Below are 22,692 nucleotides of genomic sequence, written 5' to 3' on the forward strand. Positions count from 1 at the left end.
GCGTGAGCCAGGCGTGGAGGCTCAAGCTCAGGCAGGAGCAGGCACCCGCCGTAGCGGCGACCGTGCTTGTGCCAGGGTTTCGCCGCCAGCTTGCCCTGTTCACCATGCCGCGCACTTTGACGGATGCCACTGTGCGGGCGATCATCGGTCGGCCGCTGTCCGGCTGGGACCGTGCCCGTTCCGTCCTGGTGGAGATGGCGGCCGAGCATGGCATGAGCCAGGGCTGGCACTACCAGGTTGCTGAGATAGTCCGCCTCGCCCTGGCGGTCGGTGAGGCCGAGGGAGCTGATCGGCTTCCCGAGCCGATGCTGCGGGACCTGCCCACTCACCGGGATGCGGTGCGGCTGGTTCTGCTGCGGGCTGGCCTGCTGGCAGCGGCACCGGAGCCGATGCGGTTTTCCCGCACGGACCATCCCGCCCGCACCCCGTACATCACTGATCCGGTGCCGATTCCGCCGCGCGCGCCGCGGCAGTGTCGGGACTGCCACGGCTGGATGCCAGTGGGCCGCCGGGCTGGGTTCCGCTGCTCTCCGTGCCGACATTGGCGCGAGCGACATCCGCGCGGCCAGTGCGTACGGTGCCGCCGTGAGAACTTGCCGTTGCGTGCCGACCGCTGCCGCACCTGTCATCCGTACCGCCTCCTGGACGAAGCCAGGCCCGCGACGTCCCAAGCCACTCAACTGGAGATCACCCTCCCCGCTGGCGTGGGCGGCCCCGTCCTGCCGGTGCCAGGCGATGCCTCGCCTGCTGCTGTCGCAGACGAGGCACCCGCAGAATGGGTGGTTCGCGGACAGGAAACGCTGTTCACCGTTCGACGCGACTGGTCACCAGTGCTCGCCCGGCTCCGGCGCCGACCGCGGGCCGATCTGCCTCTGACCGAGCGGGCGCGGCTCCTAGTGGAGGAGTACCTCCAGTTGCGCGCGGACCAACAGGCCCCGGACTACCGCAAGAACATCCACACCCTCACCATCCTCATGTACTGGCTCGGCGCCGAGGCGGCCGTCCTCGAGCGTGACGTCCACGACCTGGCCCAGCTCGATCCAAACCTCGCCGCCAAGCCTGTGTGCCAGTTCCTGCGCGCCCGCGGCCTGCTCATCGAGGACCCGGACCTCCACCGGGACGCCGACCTGGCCTGGATCGAGGCCGCCCTTGACGCGCTGCCGCAGCCCTTCGCGAGCGAGGTCCGCGCCTGGGTAGACGTGTTGCGCAGCCAGGGCCGCCGGGAGGGTGAGTTCCGCAGGTGGGACGGCGTCCGCCGCTACTTCGCCTACGTCCAGCCGGTGCTCACTGACTGGACGGCGACCGGGGTGGCCACGCTGCGGGAGATCACTCAGCAGCAGGTCGAGGACGCCGTGAACGGCCTGTCCGGCCACGCCCGCCGGCAACTCGCCATCGTCCTGCGCAGCCTGTTCCGCTCCCTCAAGCGGCAACGCGTCGTTTTCCGCGATCCCGCCCGAAACCTCCCCGTCGGCGACCTTAAGGGGATGCCGCAGTCGCTGCCCAGCGACCTGCTGGCCGGGCTGCTGGACCACGCCGCCACTCCGCTCGGGCGCCTGACCGTCGCCCTGGCTGCCGTGCACGCGGTCTCCGGCCACGACATCCGCACGATCCAGACAGACCATGTGGACCTCGCCCGCGGCACCGTCGAGATCAGACGCGGCCTGCTGCGGCACACCCTCTACCTTGAGCAGTTCACGCACCGCCTTGCCGCCGAGTGGCTGACCTACCGCCACCGCCGCTGGCCGGCCTCGACGAACCCGCATCTGCTGGTCAGCCAGAAGACCGCGCTCGACCCCGACCAGCCAGCCATCAACATCGGCACGCTCCGAGGGGTGCTACCCAAAGGCGTGACCTTGGACGGCCTGCGCCAGGACCGAATCCTCAACGAGGCGTTCGATTGCGGCGATCCGCTGAAGCTGATGCGCCTGTTCGGGATCACGGAGAAGACCGCCATGCACTACGTAGGGACTGCCCATCCCGAACGCACAGCCAAGCTGCCGAGGTGAGGCGGGCCGTCAGCCGTCCAGTCGCTGGACGAACCGCTCGCGGCCCGCAGACGGATCGCGCACAGCAGCGACAACGCTGGCACACAGCACGCAAGCGCTACTCGCGAGCTGCAGGCCAACCGAAACCCCGAACCGGGCCGTCCCCCAAGGCCCAGCCCAGGACGCCGGGGACGCCCCCTCGTCAAGGACCAGGCGCGGTTGGTCGACTACTGCCCCCCGAGCCTCGTCTGGGAGTCAGCAGCGGGGCCCACCGGGCAGGCTGACACACCCGGGCGCACATTCCGAGTTCTGATCCAACAGATCGCTGAGGTCCGCGAGCGTGGCCTCGTCGAGCACGATCCGCAATCCCTTGCTGGACAGGTGAACGCTCTCCTCGGGGACGCGAAGCGTGTCCTCACACTCCGGTTCCAGAGACTCAGGCACCTTGGGTTCGTCGGCCATGATTTACCCCTTCTCGGCTGTTACCGCACGTGCTGAACGAAATCGCCAGCCATCTTCACGTAGATACGACGCTTGTCCTCAGGCGTGCACGTGGTAATCAGGCGAGAGCCGGTGTTCTTGCTGTCGCGTACGCGGCACGTCCCGCCGCAAAGATACCGAATTTCACACGTCTTGCAGCCCTCGACATGGTCCACGTCGACCTGGGTTGCCAGTCCCGCCACCAGGTCAACAATTTTGCGCACGGGCATATCGTCGATGTGGCAGACCTTCCCGTCCAGCAGGTGGCAGGGGTAGACCGACCCATCGGGTCCGATCACCATCTGATCAGCGTACCCGCACGTGGCCATATACCGCGTGATCTCTGGAGCGCTACCGTTGACCGCTCTGAGGAAGTCGTTCACTTCCTCTCGCGACGCCGGCCCGGCGGGGTCAATCTGGCTGCCGCGGCCGTGCGGCATGATGCCGTAGGTGAACTTGAAGACGACGTTCGGCGCCCCCGCGAAGCGATCTCGCAGCTGAGTGAATTTCTGCACCCAGTTGGGCCATGTGGCGGGCACGATCGTCATTCCGATGCGCGTCGGAGTGCCCAGTTCAGCCAACCTGTCCACCGCCGCGATTGCGTGCTTGAAGGAGTTGCGGCCGCGGATGGCATCGTGTGACTCGGCATCGGGTCCATCGATGCTGATTTGCACCAAATTGGCCAGCGGATGAATTTGCTCAGCCAGCTTGGGAATCAGCAGGCCGTTGCTGAACAGCGTCACCTTCATGCGATGCTCTTTGGCGGCCGCCATGAGCTCGAGGCAGCCGGGATGCATCAGCGCCTCCCCGCCGGTGAACAGCACCTGCTGGCCCCCGAGCGCGGCGAAGTCGTCGATGAACCTGCGCCACCGCGCCGTTGGGAGCTCGTTCGCGCGATCGACGTGCGGGCTCGAATCCGCATAGCAGTGTGCGCATTCGAGCTGGCAGGCCTGCGTGAGGTGGAGGCGAGCGAACACCCTGACGCCGACGGGTGTGCGGTCACGGTAGCCCGTCAACCCGCGAATCAGCCCGGAGGTCGCCAGGAGGGACACGACGTTCGAAACATCGCTCCATCCGACGTCGTTCGCGATGCTGAGCGGCGACTCGCCGGCCACGAGCCTGACGATGAGCCGGTGCTGTGCGTCGTCCGCCACGGCCAGCGCCGCCTCCTGGACGCCGACCCAAACGTGGGAATCGTTCACCGGCTCGTGGTGTAGTTCGTTGACCAGTGACACGGGTTCGTCGAGCGCGAGCGTGAGCTCCGTGGGCCCCGAGTCAGTCGGCGCTGCGCTCAGCGTGACATGTTCGGCCTGCTGGTCGGCTGCTCGCTGCACCAGGGTGCGCATCTCTTCTTGCAACGCGAGGGCGGAGATGTCCGGTGGGCGGGTTTTGGACGCGCATGACCCGCACCCGGATGTGTTCGCAACGTTCAGGAGCGGCAGCTGTTTCAGCATTCCGCCTCCATTCGTGGGGACCGTAGCCGCAATCCCCGTACTGAACCTGCTCGAGGTTCCGCCGTTTGGCGTGCGGGCTTCGTTCGGATGGGTTAACGGGGTGGCCTTCTACCGGATAATTCGACGACGACGCCAGCCGTTGGGCATAGGCTTGGCATGTGCGCCGGGTCGCCTCCGATTTCCGATGATAGGGCGGGAGAACACTTGGGGAAGACTGAAACGCCGTGGATTCTCGGACTTAGCGCCGCACACAATGGCGGTGCATGTCTGTTGCACGGAACCGAGATCGTCGCTGCCGTCCAAGAGGAACGCCTCTCAGGAATCAAGCGCGACCGCACCTACGGCGCCTCCGCCAGCCTGGCCACCGAGTACTGTCTTCGCCATGCCGGCATCGAGCCAGGGCAATTGGACGCCATCGTGCTGTGCGTGCAGGGGGAGGTGGGGCACACCGAACAGGACGTGAGCCTGAATCATCAACTGCGCCCATGCTTTAACGGGATTCCTACCCTGCGGATTTCGCACCACCTCGGCCACGCCATCAGCGCCTACGCCGTGTCGGGCTTCTCGGATGCCGCCATCCTCGTCGTGGACGGAATGGGGTCACCCGATCAAGATCTCAACGAAGAGGAGCGCCGCGCTGTCATCGGCGCACCCGGCGGCTGGGAGATCATCTCGACGTACGAGGCGTCGGGACCGACCGTCCGTCCCATCGCCAAACAACTCGTCCCAGCAGGTAAATGGCTGGACCGCCCCAACGCGGGAATGCCCAGCTTCGGCAGTATTGGCGGCATGTACTCCGCCGTCGCTCAGCAGATCTTCGACGACCCCATGGACGCGGGCAAGGTCATGGGGCTGGCTCCGTTCGGTACACCGTCGTTTCAGCCGCACGAATTCGTGTCCGTGACCAACGGCTTGGCGACGTTCGCCACTGCGGTACCGAAGCGGTTTCGGCACTCCGATCGATGGCCTCTGCGCCAGCGGGAGTACGCCGACCTCGCCGCCTCCGTTCAAGCTGCCCTTGAGGAGGCGATCCTGGCGTTGGTGAGTCGGTTGCGCGCATCGTCCACCTCAGCGCACCTGTGCTACTCCGGCGGCGTGGCGCTGAACTGTCTGGTCAACGAACGTCTCATGCACGAGTCTGGCTTCTCCGATGTCTTCGTCGCGCCCTTCGCCGAGGACAGCGGACCCGCCGTAGGCGCCGCGTTCTACGGACTCTGGCGTCACCGCCGGCACCGCCCCGCCAGGCTGGTGACTGAGGGATTCGGGCACCGCTACGGCCCGAGCGAAGTACGCGAAGCCATCCGATCGATCCCGCTTGTCGCTGTGTGCCCGGACCGGGATGTGACCGACATTGCCGACGTCGCTGCGGACCGGTTGGAGCGCGGACAGCTCGGGGCGTGGTTCGACGGCAGGAGCGAACTCGGCCCACGCGCGCTGGGGCAGCGCAGCATCGTGGCGGATCCTCGCCGTGGGGAGCACAAGGTGAGGCTGAACCGCGACGTGAAGCAGCGAGAGGCATTCCGCCCGTTCGCTCCATCGGTGCTGGCCGAACACGTCCACACCTGGTTCGACGTCGACGAGACGCGGTGCGACAGCCCGTTCATGCTACGCACGTTCACCTTCCGACCGGGCTGCGGCTCCCGGGTGCCCGCCGTCGCGCACGTCGACGACAGCGCGCGCATGCAATCCGTTCACGAAGAGCTCCAGCCACGGTTCCACGCGCTGATTCGACGCTTCCACGAGCGCACAGGCGTGCCGATGATCTTGAATACGTCGTTGAACGGTTCCGGGCAGCCCATCGTCGAGACGCCGTCCGACGCGTTGTGGACGATGCTCGAACTGGGGCTGGACTTCGCGGTGATCGAAGGCGTGCTCGTCGAGCCGGCGGCGGACTTCGACTCCATCCTGGGACTGGTGCCCGTCATCGCCGCCGAAGGTTATACCGTCGACTATTCGTTCCTGCCCGGGCCAACGACCTCGGTCAAGAGCCGGGCGTCGGCCGTCGTCGTCAAGGTGGTCACACCGTGGGGCAGCAGACTCCAGCCACTCAATGCGGAGGCTCTGTCCGTGCTGGCGGTGATTGACGGCGTAGCGACGGGTCACGAAATCCACGAGCGGCTTCAGCGCGACCAGAACGACGAACTCACCGCCGCCCAGCTGACCCGGACGATGCGGTTTCTTCGCAGAACCTGGATTGTAGATTACCGGGCAAGGTTGCCTTCGATTCCATTGGCCGGTAGCCAGGAGGTTGCAGCATCGTGACGGGCAGCAAGACGGTGGCACGCGGTCGGGTCGACGGCTTCAGGTCCTACACGGCCGCCGAGCTCAGGCACCGCTGGCGACGGGCCGACAACACCCCCGAATCGTTTCCGGCCATTGCCGCCCGGGCCATTTCTGATGGACTCGCCCGCGAGCCCGTCACGGGCGACGATGTCCTGCACTGGGTACTCGACGGCGCCGAGCTCCCCTTTCAGCCGCGGCTCGACGAGACCTTCGGGCAACCGCCCGTCACGCTCTACCACGACGGCGATTTTCAGCTCGACGCGCTGTACTGGGTCCAGAGCAGCACCGACGTGCACGCGCACGGATTCTCCGGTGCGTTCGCCGTCCTGGACGGTCAGAGCGTCCACACCCGTTTCGAATTCGCCGAAACGCAACGGGTCGACGACCACTTCATGATCGGGCGGGTCGTCGCCACCGATGCGGAGTTGCTTAACGTCGGAGCTGTGCACGAGATCCACGAAGGCTCCGCGTTGATCCACTCCGTAGTGCATCTTGGTTGCCCGAGCGTCACCCTGGTGGCTCGCACCTGTGGGCATTCCGCCCCCATCCCGGAGTACGCCTACTTTCCTCCCGCCATCGCTCTCGACCCCAGCAAGGATGATCCACTTCGCACGCGCACCGTGCAGCTGGTCAGAATGCTGATCCGTTCCGGTGCCACGGGGCTTGGCCAGATGGTGGAGACGCTGATCGCCCGTTGCGACGTGCACACGGCGTTCTTGGTGGTGCGCGAACTCAGTCGCACCGCGGCAGCCTCGGCACTGGTGAATGCCGCGCTTGAGTGGTCGGACGCGCGGTGGCCGGGAGTGGCGGGGCCGTTTGGCGACGCCGTGGTTGCCGAGCTGCGCCATGTGAGCGCCGTGACGATGTTGCACCGCATCACCGAGCCCGACCACCGGGTTGTAGTCGGGGCCCTGGCCGCGCTCGACGAGCCCTCACAATTGCGTAGGTTCCTGCAGAAGCACGCGGCCGCCGAAACTGATTCGCTCATCGCGGGTTTCGTACGAGCCGTGAAGGACACCGGCGCACTGAACATCCCCGCCGAGAGACCCTTCGACCACATGATGCTCCGACCGTTGGCAGGCGAGGCAGCGAGATGATGGACACCAGCGCCCGTGTCATCGGCAGGCCCGGGCAGTGGGCCACGATCGTGCCCGGGCTCGCCCCCGCCGTATGTGCAGAGCTCGCCGAGCGGTGCAGGTCTCTCGATGTTGTCGCCCCTGGCGTCGTCGGCCAAAAGTCCCTGCCTGATCACCGCGTTGGCCATTCACGTCTGCTTCCGCGGTCGGCGTTGTTCGAGGACGTCTATCAACTCATCTGGGACGCGGGCGAGGCACTGAACCGCAGCTACTTCGAGCTGGACGTCTCCAATATCGTCAAACCCCCGCAGTTCCTCGAGTACGTGGGGGGCCACGGGCACTTCCACTGGCACAACGACTATGGCCTCGAGCGACCATTGTCGAAACGGAAGTTGACCGTCAGCATCCAACTCAGCGATGGTCGCGACTACGAGGGCGGTGACTTCGAGGTGTTCGGCACGCCGCAACCCATGCCGAGGGCACAGGGCAGCATCGTCGTGCTCCCCGCCTTCGTACACCACCAGGTCACACCCGTCACATCGGGAACCAGGTGCGCACTGGTTGGGTGGCTGGCCGGACCTTCATTGCGATAGGGGCGGCAGCACCTCGAAGGTCACGCCATCACGTAACGCCCACCCGGCTCAGGGGGGGACGCGCATTTGGCGAGGATTGCGGCAAGGTCGTCGGGCCGTGCCCGGTCGTCCACGTCCCAAGGGTGAGTTCGCGGCGCGTCGCCGAAGATGCGCTCGCCGGCCTCGGTGAGGGTCTCGGCCAGGGCCAGGCCCTTCTCCCGGTCCAAGACGTCAAGCATGTCCGCCATGGAGCGGCCTTATGGTGGACTCGGTATTGGAACTCGCCGATTGCCTCCGTCAAGGACGCTGCGACGCGGGCGCTGGCAGTCACAGTGGTGCCTCGAACTGCTTGGTGGTGCTCGGGTGCGGGTGCAGACCGTCGCTTGTCTGAGCGGCGAACTCGCACGCGGGGTCTGCCAAAGCCGCCATCGCCGCGCGGGTTGAAGCACGACCGCATGTAAGAATCGGCGAACCCGCGCGCTTCCGACCGCGCGATGTCCAAGGTCCGCAACGGCGAGCGGGGCCGCGGAGGGGTCGAGCGGCGCCTGGTCGCTCTCGGCGCCCGCCCCCGCGGCGAAAGCGAGCCCGGACATGCCTGGCTGGCTGAAGCCCTGCAGGCCGTCGGCGCGCGGGTCGTAGCCCACGGAGGCAACCACCGCTACGCCGCCTACATCGGGCCGCGCACCGGGCTGCGGCTCACCGCCACCTCCTACCCGTACCCCAAGGCCGACCAGCGAGGTGCGGCATGACCACCGTGTTCGGAACCGGCGCCGAGGACACCGAGCTGGTCATCAACTGGGGGCTGGGCGTCGACAGCAGCGCGTACTTGGTGAGAATGCTGGAGAACCCGTCCGCTCACGGCGTCGATCTGGCGCGCACGATGGTGATCCACCAGATCACGGGGAGCGAGTGGCCGACCACCTATGCTCACGCCGAGCAGTATGTGCTGCCGCTTCTGCGTGAGCACCGGGTCCGGCTGGTCCAAGTCGCGCGGGCCAGCCGCGCGTTGGAGATCGTGGTCATGGACGACTCCCGCCGGCCCGAGCGGATCGTCCGGCGCGGGCCCTGGTCGCTGGAGGAGGACGAGTACGAGGCGAACGGCACGGTTCCCCAGCAGGGGGGCATTCGGCTGTGCAGCCTCCACGCGAAGGGCGAGGTCGGAGACGCGCTGATCGCCCAGGAGATCGGCGGCCGGCCGTTCCGTCAGGTGATGGGGTTCAACGCCGACGAGGTCCCCCGCAGCCTCCGAGACCAGCGGGCGAGCAAGAACCCCCTGCGCCAGGGGCTGTATCCCTTGATCGAATGGGGGTGGGGGCGACAACGGTGCGAGGCGTTCTTGTACGAGCGGTTCGGCGTGGTGTGGGAGAAGTCCTACTGCACGTTCTGCTGCTTCCCGATCTCGATGGGCGCCATGGCCGCGCACCTGGACCGGATGCGCGCACACCCGGACATCGGCGGCCGGGTGCTGCGCCTGGAGTACACGTCGGTGAGCCTCAACCCGAAGGCACGGCTGTTCGGCCGCGACAGCCTGCTGGAGAAGTTCGATCCAGACCGTCCCGCCGACCGCCCTGTCCTCGCGGCCTTCGAGAAGGAGCTCGACTGCCCGTGGGCGCTGTACCACGTGCGCCGGATCCTGCCGGTCGCGAAAGCGGACCCGACCCGCCGCGGCCGGGCACTGCGCTCAGTGGAAACGGTCGACGTGGGCCGGGCGTCCGCACTCGGCCGGCGGCTGCGCAGCATCTCGGAACGGCACAACATCCCGGTTGAGGTCGACGAACGCTACGGGCGGGTGCGTGCATGGGTGCAACGGCGCGGTCCGGCCCTTCCCACTACGGAGGAACTGATGGTGACCGCCCCGCTCTACGTCCGGGACAAGCAGGTTCCGCACTTCGAACGCGCGTGGGCCGCGCATCGCGACCGCGCGTGACGGGGCCGGTATGCCGGCGAGATTGACAGCCACACACCAAGAGCGTCATATTGATTACGCGAAGCAGCGTTAAGAAAACGGTGGCCAGCGGAAGGCACCCTCTCACGAGGGTGTCGACCCAGGGCGGCAACCCCGGCCGAACGTCCCGCCGACCACCACACCAACCCGACCCGCCCGCCGGTGCGAGCACCGGACAGACAAGAGGAGTAGGCCCTCAGTATAGGGCCGCGACCCGAACCGGAGAGTGCAATGCCCAACGCCCTGAACCCGCAGCGCCGCGTCGTCGGCGGCCGCGCGGTGGTCAACCGCGACTGGATCCGCGAGTTCACCGGCGCCAGTGTCGGCAGCGCGGCCCGTTGGTACAAGGTGCGCGACGAGCACCCGAAAAAGCACCGGCACCCGGAGAAGGAGCGGATCGACGGGACCGACTTCTACGACGAGAAGCAGTTCCGCGCCTTCTACACCTGGTTCCAGGAGGAGAAGGCGAGCAAGGTCCTCAAGGCTGACCCCGAGCTGTACGAGCTCCACCCCGACACGGTCGTCTCCATCAACAAGGCCGCTTCCCTGCTGAATTTCGCCGGGGCCTCGGTGATCCGCAAGTACCAACAGGCGAACCCCGGCTACTTCCCGAACCCCGTCGACGAGCCGGTCGAGGGCCCCACCGGCCGCCCGATCGCCGGCTTCCGCATCGGCGACCTGCAGGACTTCGACCGGGGGCGCACCGGGGACAAGCTCGGCAAGGCCGGCCGCCGACCCGGTGCACAGGCCGAGGCGGCCGTCGGACGGCCCTCCGCCCTCGAAGAGGCTCTCGCGGCCGAGCTGAGCGCCCGCACCGGCGAGGAGCCGCTCACCGCCACGCAGCTCGCTGCGCAGTATGCCGCCGAGGCGATCGATCGCAGCGGCTACACCCCGGGGCTGGCCGCGGAGCTCAGCGTGCAGTACGGCGGACCGCAGCAGTCCTGGGAGTACGTCGTGCGCACCGCCCGCGCGCAACACCCTGCAGCCGCGCCGAAGCCCTCGGAGGCCGAGCGGCGGGCGGACATCGCCCTGGCGGCCCTGCGTGAGCGCGGCGACGTCCGCGGCCTCGCCGCCTCCCTGGCCCGCGAGCACGGGGGCAGCCCCGACATCTGGTCGCGCGCGGTCAGCGCGGCACGCCCCAAGCTCACCGGCCCCACCCCGTGACCACCCCACCAGCTGAGGAACGAGCCCCGATGTTTCAGGTACGCGACACCATCACCCGCCGGCTCCTCGCCCAGGGCCTGGCCGACTATGCCGCGGCCGAGGCCGCCCTGGACCTCCTCGACGACGAGCTGGAACGCGACCTCGCGGCCAACGGCGAAGGCGCCGGGCGCGTCCGGCTACGTCTGGACGTCGAGCAGGTCACCGGCGACACCATCCGGACCGTCGGACACCACGTGCTCATCCTCGGCGTCGACGACCAAACCTGGCCACTGCCCGCGCTGTAGTTGCCCCTGCCTGAAAGCGACCCCTCTCAGGCATGCCCGAAGGCCGTCGGTTGTGGGGCGGGGCTCATCCCGGTCCGGTCTCCTGCCTCGTTCGAGGGACTTCGACTCTGAATCACGTCCGGGGCCGAACCGGGGTGGCTACGCTGCCGCCATGTCGCCAGAGCTGACCCCGGATCAGGTCATGCGTGTGGTCGCCGCGTTGCAAGCGGCGTGGTCCGATGACAACGACGCTCTGGCCGCCCTGGTCCGCGGCGGGCATGACGAACAGCCGCTGGCCGCGCTGATCGCCGAGTTCGGCGTCAGCAGGATGCAGACCATGGTGCTGATCGCCACTGGCATCTCAGATCAGGATGGGGCCGACCGGCAAGAGGCGCTGACGGAGTCAGAGGGCCTCATCTTGCACATGACCACGGTGGCGGTGAGCATGGTGTCCGGCTGGGCCCTCTCCGCCAGCGGTGACGTCCAGGCGACCGGCGACCTCGCCCGCCACGTCTTGCAAGCGATCCTCTCCTTCACCTCGGACGGGGATAACCCGCAGGAGGTGCAGGCCTTGTTTGCCCACCTGCGGGCAGACGCCCTGGCTCATTCCTGAGAGCCTGCACCTCACCCCCCCGTGCTCCGCGACGGCCGGCCCGTGACGGACTATCGAGTCCGACCGGAGCAACGGGCGGGTGATCAAGCGGCCTGAACTGCTGCCGCGTTCAGTCGGACACAGGCCCGCCGCGTCAAGGCCCTGACCTGCACGCCCTTCCGCTTAAGGGGGTTGCACCACCCCAAAAAGCGAGTATAATTGATTTCAAGTTCCAGGCGGCAACCTGGAGCGGTCACCAGCCGACACAGGAGCAGACGTGATCAAAACAGAAGCCCGAACCGTGTACTGGACGGTGACGGTCTACGACCGGTACGGGTCCGCGCACCGCTCGACAGCGCTCCACGCATCAGCCGCCCGCCACCACCACGAGTTCTGGTCGTCGAAGTCGTCAACTGCCCGGGTGGGGTTCACCGAGCACACGCTCGTCCAGGCCCGCGCCATCACCACCTTCGCGGACCTGCCGGGCTCGGGCGAGCGGACGCCGCTGCCGAACCTCCCGGCCGGCGCGTACGAGGTGAAGCGGTTCTTCAGGTTCACCCGCGCGCTGTCGGACGGTTCACTGACCGGCTTCGGTCCTGCTGTGCTCTGCACCGGTGACGACGTCCGCTACTTCTACGAGTGGACCGTCCAGACGCAGGGCCACGCCCACGCCGTCCATGTCGACGTCTCCACTCTCCGGATCCTCGACATCACGCTCACCCACTACACCCGGGACGTCCGACTCGCGGACCTGCCGGACGACTGCACCATCTCGCTCGTGGGCGGCCTGGAGACCGGGGGTCTGGGCTGGATCTCCAGCCACGAGAAGGCGGGACCGTGCCTGCGCGTCCCCCTGGCAGACGCTTCCGAGGTCACCATCAGCGGCACCCCCGTCGACGAGCGCGGCGACAGCTCCGGGCACGCGAAGGCCGTCCCCGGCGGGTGGCTCGCCGTCCTGGACGGCGCCGTCGAGGTCTACCGCTCTCCCCGCAAGGTCCACACCCGCGCCGCCGACACCGCGGCACTGGCGGCCGCCGTACTCAAGCGCGCCCGCCAGCACCGCGGCGGGCCCGTCCTCCGGGACGAGCCCCGGCAGTCCCTCGCCTGAGGCACCTGCTCCATCACCTGTCGGCCGGGCGCGGCAACGCCCGGCCGACAGGCCACCAACCCCAGCTCCCAAGGAGATTCCTCCATGAGCAGCAGTCTGCAGCTCGGCCTGTTTCCCGACGAGCACGAAGCCGCCCGCGTACCAGACCTCGTCCCGGACGAGGTCGACATCTACATCCTCAATCTCTCGGGCGGGAAGGACGGCCCTCGGGCTGCCGCCCTGGCCCTGGACGCTGCGCGCGCCGCCGGCGTCGAGGACCGGGTCTACACGATCCACGCCTCGCTCGGCCCCTTGGAGTGGCCCGCCGTCACCGTCGACGGCATCCGCTACCCCGGCAGCAGCGAGCTGGCGGCCCTTCACAGCCGCGCCCTGGGCGTGCCTCCCGAGCGGCACATCGAGGTCCGCCGGACCCGAGAACTGGAGGGCGAACGGGTCCCCTACGACCTGCTGACCTACATCGCCGAGCGCGGTGACTGGCCGTGGAAGGGCGTACTCCCCTGCCGGAGCGACTGGAAGACCGGCCCCATCTACGGCGCCTTCAGCTCCATGGTCAGGGACCACAAGAAGCGGCTCGGCCGTCCGGCGGTCTGCGCCAACGTCCTGGGGATCAGGGCCGATGAGAGCCCTGACCGTAAGAAGCGGCCCGCGCTGCGTACGACCACCGAGAACACGGCCCGGATCGTGCACGAGTGGTCCCCGGCGCACCAGGTGACCTCCCAGGAGGTGAAGGACTGGACGGACGAGCGGAGCCTTCCTCACCAGTGGTGCTACGACTCCCGCCCTGGAGCCGGAGACTGGATGGGCTCCAGCCGACATGTTGACCGGACTACGGGCAGCGACACGCGCGTGTCGTGGTCGATCCGTCCTGCTGCATCGGTAGGAAGTCACGCAACCCGAATGGAGGGATCTGCGTGGCGATGCCGAACGATGTGGAACGCGATGTCGACGCGATCCGGCTCCCGCGGTGGGGGCGGGTGGTGGAGACCAACGGTGTGGTGCCGTACGAGGTACAGGGCGCCGACGGCCAGCCGATCGAGCCGGTGCGCCGGTACCTGCGTGACTTCGTCGCCCAGGGCCGCCGTGCTGGAAGCGTCCGGAGCTATGCCTACGACCTGTTGCGGTGGTGGCGGTGGCTCCAGGTCGTCGACGTCGAATGGGACAAGGTGACCTCGGCGGAGGTGCGCGAGTTCGTGCTGTGGCTGCAACGCACCACGAAACTGCGCCATACGCCCAGGAAGAAGACGGCCGCTACCGCCGGCACGATCAACCCGATCACGCGTAAGCAGCACCCGGGAGACCAGTACGCCGTCCGCACGATCCGTCACAGCAACGCGGTGATCCGCAGCTTCTACGAGTTTTGGATCGAGCGGGGAGCTGGGCCGCTGGTCAACCCGGTGCCTCAGGAACGTTGCGGGGGGCGTCGGCCGAACGCGCACCACAACCCGCTGGAGCCTTTCCGGCCTGAAGGCCGGTTGCGCTATAACCCGCCTGTTCCCAAGCGTCGTCCGCGAGCGATGCCCGATGAGCAGTGGGACGCCTTGTTCGCGGCTCTGCGCTCGGACCGTGACCGGGCCCTGGCCTCGCTGGTTATCAGCAACGCCAGCCGCGCCGCCGAGGTTCTCGGCATCCGCTGCGGCGACCTCGACTGGGGTGATCAGCTCGTCCGGGTCAGGCGCAAGGGAACGGGAGCCGAACAGTGGCTGCCGGCCAGCAACGACGCCTTCGTCTGGCTGCGACTTTACCTCGACAGCATCGGCCCGTTGACGCCGAGCGACCCGGTCTGGTGGACCCTGCGGCGACGGCGCCGCAACGATGGCCCACCGGCACGGCAGCCGCTGAACTACGACGCTCTCCGGGCCGTCTTGCGCCGGGTCAACGATGCCCTTGGCACGAACTGGACGATGCACGACCTGCGGCACACCTGCGCCCGCAGGATGCTCCGCGACCGCAGTCTTTCGCTCCGCGACATCCAGACCATCCTCGGCCACGCCCACCTCTCGACCACGCAGCTCTACCTCGAAGAGGAGCCCGAGGAAGTCATCCGCCGGGTGCACCAGCACCTGTTGGACCTCAAGCAGACCCAACAACCCGCACTCAACCCCGTCCCCGCCCCGGCCCGCGGCTACGACGCAGCGGACCTGGCCGTGCTCTTCGGAGAAGTACCGCGATGACCACCACGACCAGCACGCCCGCCCAGCCCTCGCAGGAAAAACGCTTCCCCGCCTTCATCGGAGCCCAGCAAAGGGGTCCGACCTGCCGACGCGTCGGGCCGATCGACAGCCTGTCCAGCCACGAGGTGCTGCACAAGCTGTCCCAGCTGCGCACTTGGGCCGACCTGCCCGCTGCTGAGGCACGCGCGCGACTGCGCGCTGCCGAACGCATGCTGGAGTGGCTGACGCAGCGGCCCGGCGACGGGTGGCAGGAGCGATGGGAGTCCTGCGAAGCCGACCCGGGGCCGCTGAGCTGGGTTGCCGACACCGCCGCGACCGAAGGGCGCTCAGAAAAGAACTTCCGCAACGAGGTCACCAGCGGCCTCGCCGCCCTCCTACTGTGTCGCCTGGTGCTGCCCAGCTACGACTTCCTGGTCGGCTACGGCGCCGTCCGCCTGTTCACCGACGTGCGCAGGGAGCTGTCCGTCGAGACCTTCACCCGCGCAGAGGAAGCCGCCGGCGCCCGGGGCATGGCCGGACGCCAGGTCGCGGAAGTCCTCACCGCTCTGTCCAAGATCGTGCTCCACACCGGCAAGGATCTCCACCAGATCACGACAGACGACGTGCTGGAGTTCCGCGCCTGGAACATCAGCCGCTACCACCGGCACAAGAGCGGCCTGCACGGAGCCTGGGACGTACTGCGCGACATCGGCGTCCTCGACACGGACAAGAGTCTGCGCGCCTCCATCCGGCTGGGCCAGCTCACGACCCAGGAACTGGTCGCCCAGCACGGGATCCAGTCCGCACCGGTCCGCGACATGCTGGTCCACTACCTCAACGAGCGGCGCCCCGGCATGGACTTCAGCAGCTTCCGCCAGCTCACCAGCACCTTGGCCGGCACGTTCTGGGCCGACATCGAACAGCACCACCCTGGCATCGACAGCCTCGACCTGCCCACGGAAGTCGCCGACGCCTGGAAAGCCCGGCTCGCTTTCACCTCCGGCAAACGAGGGCCGAAACGGCCCCGCAAGGGACGCCTGGAGGTCCTCGGCCGAGTCCGGACGCTATACCTCGACATCCAGGAGTGGGCGCATGAAGACCCATCCTGGGCACCATGGGCGGTCCGCTGCCCGATCCGCCGCAGCGAGCTCGAAGGTGTCTCCAAGCGCAACCGCGCGCGGACGGCGGAAGTGCACCAGCGCATCCGCGAGCGCCTGCCCCACCTGCCCGTGCTGGTCGAGACGGCAGAAACGCACCGCGACGACCAGGCCACCCTGCTGGCTGCCGCCCGCCAGACGCCCATCGGCGAGACCTTCGAGCACGCCGGGAGAACCTACCGCCGGAGCCGATACCGGTGGGACACCCGCAGCGCAACCCAGCACGGGCCGGACGCAGTCCTCGTCACGGACGAAGACAGCGGCGAACGTATCGAATTGCTGCGCGCTGAAGAAGACGCGTTCTGGGCCTGGGCGCTCATCGAGACGCTGAGGCACACCGGCGTCCGCGTCGAGGAACTGCTGGAGCTGACCCACCTGGCCTTGGTCTCCTACCGCCTGCCCGACAGCGGCGAGGTCGTTCCCCTGCTGCAGATCGTGCCGTCCAAGAGCAACGAGGAGCGACTGCTCCTCGTCACCCCGGAACTAGCCAGCGTGCTGGCCACCGTGGTCTGCCGGATCAGGGGAGACGACGGCCGCGTCCCTCTCGCGGCCCGCTACGACCCACACGAACGCGTGACCGGCCCAATGCTGCCACACCTGTTCCAGCGCAAGAATGGATGGCGCAGGGAGATCATCAGCACCCGAGTCGTCAACAGACTCCTCAACGACACGCTGGAACGGTCCGGGCTCACCGACCGGGCCGGCCAGCCGCTGCGATACACCCCGCACGACTTCCGCAGGATGTTCGTCACGGACGCTGTCACCGGCGGCCTGCCTGTCCACATCGCCGCGAAGATCCTCGGTCACCACAGTCTGAACACCACCCAGGCATACCTCGCGGTCTTCCAAGAGGAGCTGATCAGGTCCTACCGGGCATTCCTCGCCACCCGGCGCGCTGACCGCCCCGCCGCGGAATACCGAGAACCCACCGAGCAGGAGTGGGACGAGTTCCAGAAGCACTTCGAGTTGCGGAAAGTCGAACTGGGCACCTGCGGGCGTCCCTACGGCACCCCCTGCGCACACGAGCATGCCTGCGTCCGGTGCCCGATGCTCCGCGTCGACCCACAGCAGCGGCGACGGCTGGAAGAAATCATCCGCAACCTCGGTGACCGCATCGAGGAGGCCCGCGTCAACGGCTGGCTCGGCGAGGTCCAAGGACTCCAGATCAGCCTCGAAGCCGCGCGGAACAAACTGTCCTCACTCGACCGACTCGCCCGGACCCGCAGCCGCACCCCCGTCACCCTGGGCATGCCCGTAATCTCGGAAGGAAGACAATGACATCGCGGCATCCATACCGGAACTGAAACCCTTCACAAGGGAATGCACAGACTTTCCCGATCCCAGGATTCGGCAAGCCGATCAATATTGCGGGATGCTAGCTCACTCAGCCTGCCAGCATTCCAATTTCCTGACAGGTGGAACCGTGTCGCCGCAAAATCAAATATATCTTCGACGCGCATGCTGAAAGTGGCTGTTCGCGTCAAGGATCAGTGTGACTGGTCGCGATAGATGGCACCGTTTGGTCATCGTTGTTGGCACCCGCTCGCGGTGGTCGGCCGATCTGTCACCGGGACCAAGGTGTCTGCTGGTCAACGGCCCCGCGCATCCCGACGACCAGCCGACGAGGCGCCGGTGTTATCCACCTCGACCAGTCACGAACAGCCGAGCGCGGCAAATTCGCACTGCCGTGTCGGTCCCCGCTGCCACACTGCAACCATCCCCATCGCGGGGGGGGGTGGTTGACCTGATCGCCGACGAGAGGACCGATGCGTGGCGGCCGACTGGGACACACTGGACTGGACATGCCCCACGTGCGCGGCTTCGCGCAGGAAGGCGTGCACCACGAAGGACGGCCGCCCCCGGCCCACGCACCTCGCCCGCCGCCTCACCTCGATCCTGCTGCAGTTCGCCGTACGCCGCGGCCGCGGCCAGCCGCCCGCCGAACGAGCCCAGATCGTACGGTCCCTAACCGCGGCCCAGGAACCGGACACATCCGCCCGTGAGGGCTACCTGTGGCACCAGGCCGCCGACGAGCTGTACCTGTGGGACCAGGTGGTGGCCGCGGCCGGCCGACACGCGGCCGCCGCCGTCGATGACCACCTCGACGGCGACGAACTTCGCGACGCAGCCCAGCAGGCCGCACACCGCATCACCCAGGCACGAGACCTCCTGCACGAATGGCACAGCGAGCGCGCAGAGTATCCGCTCGACGAAGAGCTCCTGGCGGGTGTGCTGCGCCCCGCGCCGAGCCTGCTCGCCCGTGCCCGGCGCCGCGGCGACCTTCGGCGACTTGAAGCCGACCTCGCGCGCCGGCCCGTGCACCTCGACCGGCCGGGCGGCACCTGGGAAGCGACGTGGCACAGCGACGGCGCCCTGACCGCGAACCGCGTCGACGGTCTTTGTGTGCGCGGCTGGAGCGCCACCCCCGACGCCGCCGAGCAAGCCCTGCTGTCGTTCGAGGCCACCAGCCGTCACCGCCCACAGACCACCCTGACCTTGCACGACGAACGCCCAGAAGCCCCCGCCGCCTGCACTGACCCACCCGGCATCGGTCGGGTGGATGTCCTGCGCGCGTTCGATGCCGACCGCGCCGCGCTCGACGCCACCGTCGCCGCCGTCACCCAACTCCAGCGGGCCTGGCCCGAGGACGAGATCAGTGATCGGGTGCGCGCGGCCACCGCCCAGCTCCAGGCCAGTGCGCCGCAGTCGCCGTATTTCAACCTCTACAAGCGCCAGCGGGAGCACGACTGGGCATTCAGCGAGAGCGCCGCCTGGGTGCGTACCGACGCTATCGTGCAGGCCATCGATAAGGTTTGGGGCGACTTCGACCGGTCCGAGGCGTCTCGCGGCCCCAGCTGGATACCCCGCGCCGCCCGCGAACTGCTCACCACCAAGCCCGAGCAGGTCGCCGCGTTCCTCCGCCACCATCTTGCCGAGGAACCTGCAATCTCCCTCGGCGTCATCAACGGACCGGCCGGACCGCTCTACAACGTCTCCTCGGGCGGCGCTCATCGCACACACCTTTTTCGGATCTTGGGCCTGCCGTGGATGATCGCGAAGCTCTATGCCCGCATTCCGCCCCGCCGGTTCGACGTCGCTTCCGTCATCGACACCGCCAAGGGCATGACCGAGGTCGAGCGCGTCGGGCGCGGCTGGCACACGCTGCTCGATCGCGGCCTGCTCCACGGCCGCATCCGCTACGAAGGTGCCTTCGCCGTGTTCGACCTTGACCACGCCCCCGCGCCGTGGCTGCTCGGCGACGTCGGCCTCGCCAGCGCCTACAACACGGCATACGAGCGCGTGTACCCCGGCGCGCTGACCGAACTGGGCATCCCCGCCACCGCCTTGACCGGCCGCAAAGCCTGGGAGCAGTGGCTGTACGGCTGACGACCACCAACAATGCGGCATGGGTCATCGGCGTACGCCTGTGACTAGTCGCGATAGATGGTTGTGGGAACTCGCTCGCAGTGGTCGGCTCATCTGTCACCGGGACCAAGGTGTCTGCCGGTCAACGGGCCCGCGCATCCCGACGGCCAGCCGCCGAGGCGCCGGTGTCATCCACCTCGACCAGATGTCATCTATCGCGACCAGTCACAATCAGAGTCGGTCTGCCAGGGCCGTGGGAAATGATCTCCGTGAACATGGGAAACGATCTTGATCGACCCCTCAATGGCCTCTGATCAGGGAATTCCGTCGGTGCCCCCAACCTGGAGTGACCCCGTCCGAGGTGTCCCGCGGTTTGCCCGACCAGGCGGACATGCACCGGGCCCTCGTGCGACTGCTGTCCGTGTCCCAAGCGGCAGGAAGGGGGCGAGTGGAAACGCCATCGTCACCGACGCTTCCGGACCTAGCCCCGGTGCTGCTGCCTTCCAGGCGGCGCAGGACGACGGGCTGGTTTTCAGGCGCCGATGACAGGGGTGTCGTCCGGCGGCCGGGGGGGCGGGCTGGGGGTCAGGTGGCGCCCCAGGGTGTCGCCGGATTCCTGGGTGAAAGGGCCGGCGGGGTCCAGGCCGAGCTGGGCAGCGAGGTCGCGGGCGTGGAGGCGGGCGGCGGCCTCCAGCAAGGTGGCGTAGGTGTCGGCGGCGGAGCGGGTGCGGCGCCAGCTGGTGACGGCCAGGACAGCCGTGATGGCGGTGGCGGGCCACCACCATGCGGCAAGGGCAAGGTAGAGCAGGGCCCAGGCGGTCAGGGTCGTGGCCCGGGCGAGGGCCTGGCGGGCGGCGGTGATCTCGGTGCGGACAGTGTCAGGCAGGATCAGCCACAGGGGCGGCCACAGGGCGGCCAGATCGAGGTGGTAGTCGCGCTCCAGGCGTACGGCTACGGCGTAGATGCGGTCGCCGCTCCAGGTGGGGCGGTCGGGGCACTCGGGGGAGATGCGGATCATCTTCGCGTGCGCGTCCTGCCGGGCGGCAGGGTCGGCCCATGGACCGCGGTCACGGTGGCGGTACCAGGCTTCGGCATCCGTCCCCCAGCTGGTTTGCCGCCGTTCGGTGGCCCACTGTGCGAGGCTGTAGGCCCCGACAGGCCAGGTGCGCCAGTCGGCGGCGAGGTGGAGCTGTTCGGCCAGGGAACCGAGAGCTTGTGCGACCAGTCCCACCGCGGCGGCGCCGCCCAGCGCGGCGGCCAGCAGCACTACCTGGCCTCCCGTGCTGCCGACGGCAGGGGCGTTGGCCCACTCGGTGATCTGGCCGGTGAGCCGGTGGAGGTCGAAGGGGTGGCTGTGGCCGAGGGTGCGGGCGGTGGCGGCGACGGCCAGGTAGAGGGCGCCGGGCAGGACCAGCAGAGACAGCCACCGTTCAGCGAGCTTTTTGCCGAGTTCCGCCAGCATGCCGCCCATCGGCTACAACCGGTTCCGGCGCAGCGCGTCCCCGCTGATTGCGCAGCGGGGCACGGGGGCGGGCCCGTCCGGCCACCAGAAACGTGCACACCGCGTGTCCGGGCAGACGTACACCGGCTCAGCCGGGCGTTTGCGGTCGGTGCCTGCGGGATGAACACCGCGATCTGGTGGGCGCCTTTGGGGGCTGTAGGCGTAGAGGCCCTGGGCATCGCCGAGAGCTTGCAGCACGGCGTGCAGCACATCCACCGGACCGGCTATCTCCCCGCCGCCTCGCGCCGCGGTCAGCACTTCCTCAAGAAGAGTGTCGTCCCCTGCCGGGGCATTGCGCAGACGCCCGCGGATGGCCTCCACGTTGGAACAGACGAGCGCCAGCCGCTGCGCCGTCTCGTCAAAACCAGCCATACACTCCCCCAGCTCTGGCCCGCTCCGTGTCACCGCTACTCACGCTGCGCGGATCGCCCAGAGCGCGGTGAGCACATCTCAAGCAAGTCCCCACTATTCCACGGACTGTGCTACTAGCATCACAAGAGGTGAGCGATCGGGGGGACCGTGCGCGACGAACAACTGGCTGCGGTACAGGCTCGACTGCAGCGGATCGGCGAGAGCCATGATCTGTCACCCGTACTGGAACCCGAAGCCGTCCGCGAAGCCCAGGAACTCGCCGAAAGTCATGGCGAGCGCGATCTTGAAGCCCAGTTCACGCTCGGCTGGTTCCACTGGTACCGCTACCACGCGCTACCCGAAGGCGAACGCCAAGCAGACCTGACGGCCGCCGTTGAAGTATTCGCCTTGTGTTTCACTGCTGGCAGCGCTGGTATGCCGGAACCGCTGCTGCCGCTCATCGCCGACGCCGCAGCCCCGCTGGCTCTCCAGATGCTCCAGAACGCACTGGTCTCGCCCAACACCGACTTGCTCTCCGCCGCCGCAGATCTGTGGCAGCGCATCGTGCAGGCCACCCCCGCCGACCACCCCGAACGCGCCGCGAGGCTGTCCAACCTCGGGGCAGCCCTGCAGACCCGGTCCAAGCGGACCGGCAGGCCGCAGGACCTGGACACCGCCATCGGCCACTTCCGGAACGCGGTGGCCACCACCCCCGCCGACCACCCCGACCACCCCGCGACGCTGACCAACCTCGGGGCAGCCCTGCTGGCCAGGTTCGAGCGGACCGGCGCCCTTGAGGACCTGGACACCGCCATCACCGTAGGGCAGCAGGCGGTGGCCACCACCCCCGCCGACCACCCCAACCACACCACGATGCTGACCAACCTCGGGGTAGCCCTGCTGGCCAGGTTCGAGCGGACCGGCGCCCTTGAGGACCTGGACACCGCCATCACCGTAGGACAGCAGGCGGTGGCCACCACCCCCGCCGACCACCCCGACCACACCACGATGCTGACCAACCTCGGGGCAGCCCTGCAGACCCGGTCCGAGCGGACCGGCAGGCCGCAGGACCTGGACACCGCCATCGGCCACTTCCGGAACGCGGTGGCCACCACCCCCGCCGACCACCCCGAACGCGCCGGAAGGCTGTCCAACCTCGGGGCAGCCCTGCAGACCCGGTCCGAGCGGACCGGCAGGCCGCAGGACCTGGACACCGCCATCGGCCACTTCCGGAACGCGGTGGCC

19 protein-coding genes are annotated in these 22,692 nt (G+C 68.2%); 14 read left to right on the top strand and 5 right to left on the bottom strand.

Annotated features, from left to right (window positions below; translation table 11 throughout):
• Positions 1–2 precede the first annotated feature (2 nt).
• Positions 3–2,006 carry a hypothetical protein gene (locus tag ACFWPQ_RS40820; protein WP_384046800.1) on the top strand — a complete coding sequence of 668 codons (2,004 nt, stop codon included), beginning with the start codon at positions 3–5 and terminating at the stop codon, positions 2,004–2,006.
• Positions 2,007–2,240: 234 nt separating this feature from the next.
• Here the strand turns inward: ACFWPQ_RS40820 and ACFWPQ_RS40825 are convergent, their stop codons facing one another.
• Together ACFWPQ_RS40825 and ACFWPQ_RS40830 are read right to left on the bottom strand one after the other, a co-directional pair.
• A complete protein-coding gene (locus tag ACFWPQ_RS40825) occupies positions 2,241–2,447 on the bottom strand; it encodes a hypothetical protein (RefSeq protein WP_384046803.1) in 207 nt (68 codons plus the stop codon).
• Positions 2,448–2,467: 20 nt separating this feature from the next.
• On the bottom strand, positions 2,468–3,919 hold the full coding sequence (locus ACFWPQ_RS40830; protein ID WP_384046806.1) for a radical SAM protein: 1,452 nt from the start codon (positions 3,917–3,919) through the stop codon (positions 2,468–2,470).
• Between the two features lie 204 nt (positions 3,920–4,123).
• Between ACFWPQ_RS40830 and ACFWPQ_RS40835 the strand changes: the two genes are divergently transcribed.
• The 3 genes from ACFWPQ_RS40835 to ACFWPQ_RS40845 are packed head-to-tail and all read left to right on the top strand — an operon-like array spanning position 4,124 to position 7,871.
• A complete protein-coding gene (locus ACFWPQ_RS40835) occupies positions 4,124–6,181 on the top strand; it encodes a carbamoyltransferase (RefSeq protein WP_384046808.1) in 2,058 nt (685 codons plus the stop codon).
• Positions 6,178–7,299, top strand: coding sequence for a hypothetical protein (locus ACFWPQ_RS40840; protein WP_384046811.1), 1,122 nt, complete (start codon positions 6,178–6,180; stop codon positions 7,297–7,299). Before ACFWPQ_RS40835 ends, ACFWPQ_RS40840 begins: the two co-directional genes overlap by 4 nt.
• Positions 7,296–7,871 (top strand): 2OG-Fe(II) oxygenase, encoded by a 576-nt coding sequence (locus ACFWPQ_RS40845; protein WP_384046815.1) that lies wholly within the window; start codon positions 7,296–7,298, stop codon positions 7,869–7,871. Before ACFWPQ_RS40840 ends, ACFWPQ_RS40845 begins: the two co-directional genes overlap by 4 nt.
• Before the next feature lie 20 nt (positions 7,872–7,891).
• On the opposite strand, the gene ACFWPQ_RS40850 is transcribed toward ACFWPQ_RS40845, so the two are convergent.
• Positions 7,892–8,098: a hypothetical protein gene (locus ACFWPQ_RS40850; RefSeq protein ID WP_384046818.1), complete on the bottom strand. Its 207-nt coding sequence runs from the start codon at positions 8,096–8,098 to the stop codon at positions 7,892–7,894.
• Between the two features lie 246 nt (positions 8,099–8,344).
• Here ACFWPQ_RS40850 and ACFWPQ_RS40855 point away from each other — a divergent pair, with 246 nt between their 5' ends.
• The 9 genes from ACFWPQ_RS40855 to ACFWPQ_RS40895 all read left to right on the top strand — a co-directional run bounded on the left by ACFWPQ_RS40855 (position 8,345) and on the right by ACFWPQ_RS40895 (position 19,616).
• On the top strand, positions 8,345–8,599 hold the full coding sequence (locus ACFWPQ_RS40855) for a hypothetical protein (RefSeq protein WP_384046821.1): 255 nt from the start codon (positions 8,345–8,347) through the stop codon (positions 8,597–8,599).
• Entirely contained in the window at positions 8,596–9,777 is a 1,182-nt protein-coding gene (locus ACFWPQ_RS40860; protein WP_384046824.1) for a hypothetical protein, read from the top strand. Before ACFWPQ_RS40855 ends, ACFWPQ_RS40860 begins: the two co-directional genes overlap by 4 nt.
• A 249-nt stretch (positions 9,778–10,026) precedes the next feature.
• Positions 10,027–10,959: a hypothetical protein gene (locus ACFWPQ_RS40865; RefSeq protein ID WP_384046827.1), complete on the top strand. Its 933-nt coding sequence runs from the start codon at positions 10,027–10,029 to the stop codon at positions 10,957–10,959.
• Positions 10,960–10,988: 29 nt separating this feature from the next.
• Positions 10,989–11,243: a hypothetical protein gene (locus ACFWPQ_RS40870; protein ID WP_384046830.1), complete on the top strand. Its 255-nt coding sequence runs from the start codon at positions 10,989–10,991 to the stop codon at positions 11,241–11,243.
• Between the two features lie 151 nt (positions 11,244–11,394).
• On the top strand, positions 11,395–11,835 hold the full coding sequence (locus ACFWPQ_RS40875) for a hypothetical protein (protein WP_384046833.1): 441 nt from the start codon (positions 11,395–11,397) through the stop codon (positions 11,833–11,835).
• A gap of 256 nt (positions 11,836–12,091) precedes the next feature.
• On the top strand, positions 12,092–12,922 hold the full coding sequence (locus ACFWPQ_RS40880) for a hypothetical protein (RefSeq protein WP_384046836.1): 831 nt from the start codon (positions 12,092–12,094) through the stop codon (positions 12,920–12,922).
• A 917-nt stretch (positions 12,923–13,839) separates the two neighbouring features.
• A complete protein-coding gene (locus ACFWPQ_RS40885; protein WP_384046941.1) occupies positions 13,840–15,093 on the top strand; it encodes a tyrosine-type recombinase/integrase in 1,254 nt (417 codons plus the stop codon).
• On the top strand, positions 15,090–17,507 hold the full coding sequence (locus ACFWPQ_RS40890) for a tyrosine-type recombinase/integrase (RefSeq protein WP_384046839.1): 2,418 nt from the start codon (positions 15,090–15,092) through the stop codon (positions 17,505–17,507). Before ACFWPQ_RS40885 ends, ACFWPQ_RS40890 begins: the two co-directional genes overlap by 4 nt.
• 492 nt (positions 17,508–17,999) lie before the next feature.
• Complete coding sequence (locus tag ACFWPQ_RS40895) at positions 18,000–19,616, top strand: hypothetical protein (protein WP_384046841.1); 1,617 nt, start codon at positions 18,000–18,002, stop codon at positions 19,614–19,616.
• A gap of 511 nt (positions 19,617–20,127) precedes the next feature.
• On the opposite strand, the gene ACFWPQ_RS40900 is transcribed toward ACFWPQ_RS40895, so the two are convergent.
• Together ACFWPQ_RS40900 and ACFWPQ_RS40905 are read right to left on the bottom strand one after the other, a co-directional pair.
• Complete coding sequence (locus tag ACFWPQ_RS40900) at positions 20,128–21,057, bottom strand: hypothetical protein (RefSeq protein ID WP_384046844.1); 930 nt, start codon at positions 21,055–21,057, stop codon at positions 20,128–20,130.
• Between the two features lie 12 nt (positions 21,058–21,069).
• The gene (locus tag ACFWPQ_RS40905; RefSeq protein WP_384046847.1) at positions 21,070–21,468 is read right to left on the bottom strand and encodes a hypothetical protein; all 399 of its coding nucleotides are present in this window, start codon (positions 21,466–21,468) and stop codon (positions 21,070–21,072) included.
• A 414-nt stretch (positions 21,469–21,882) separates the two neighbouring features.
• Between ACFWPQ_RS40905 and ACFWPQ_RS40910 the strand changes: the two genes are divergently transcribed.
• Positions 21,883–22,692, top strand: an 810-nt coding sequence (locus ACFWPQ_RS40910; RefSeq protein ID WP_384046850.1) for a tetratricopeptide repeat protein, incomplete at its 3' end; no start/stop codon positions are given.

The organism is Streptomyces sp. NPDC058464 (assembly GCF_042721035.1).
Lineage (GTDB): Bacteria > Actinomycetota > Actinomycetes > Streptomycetales > Streptomycetaceae > Streptomyces.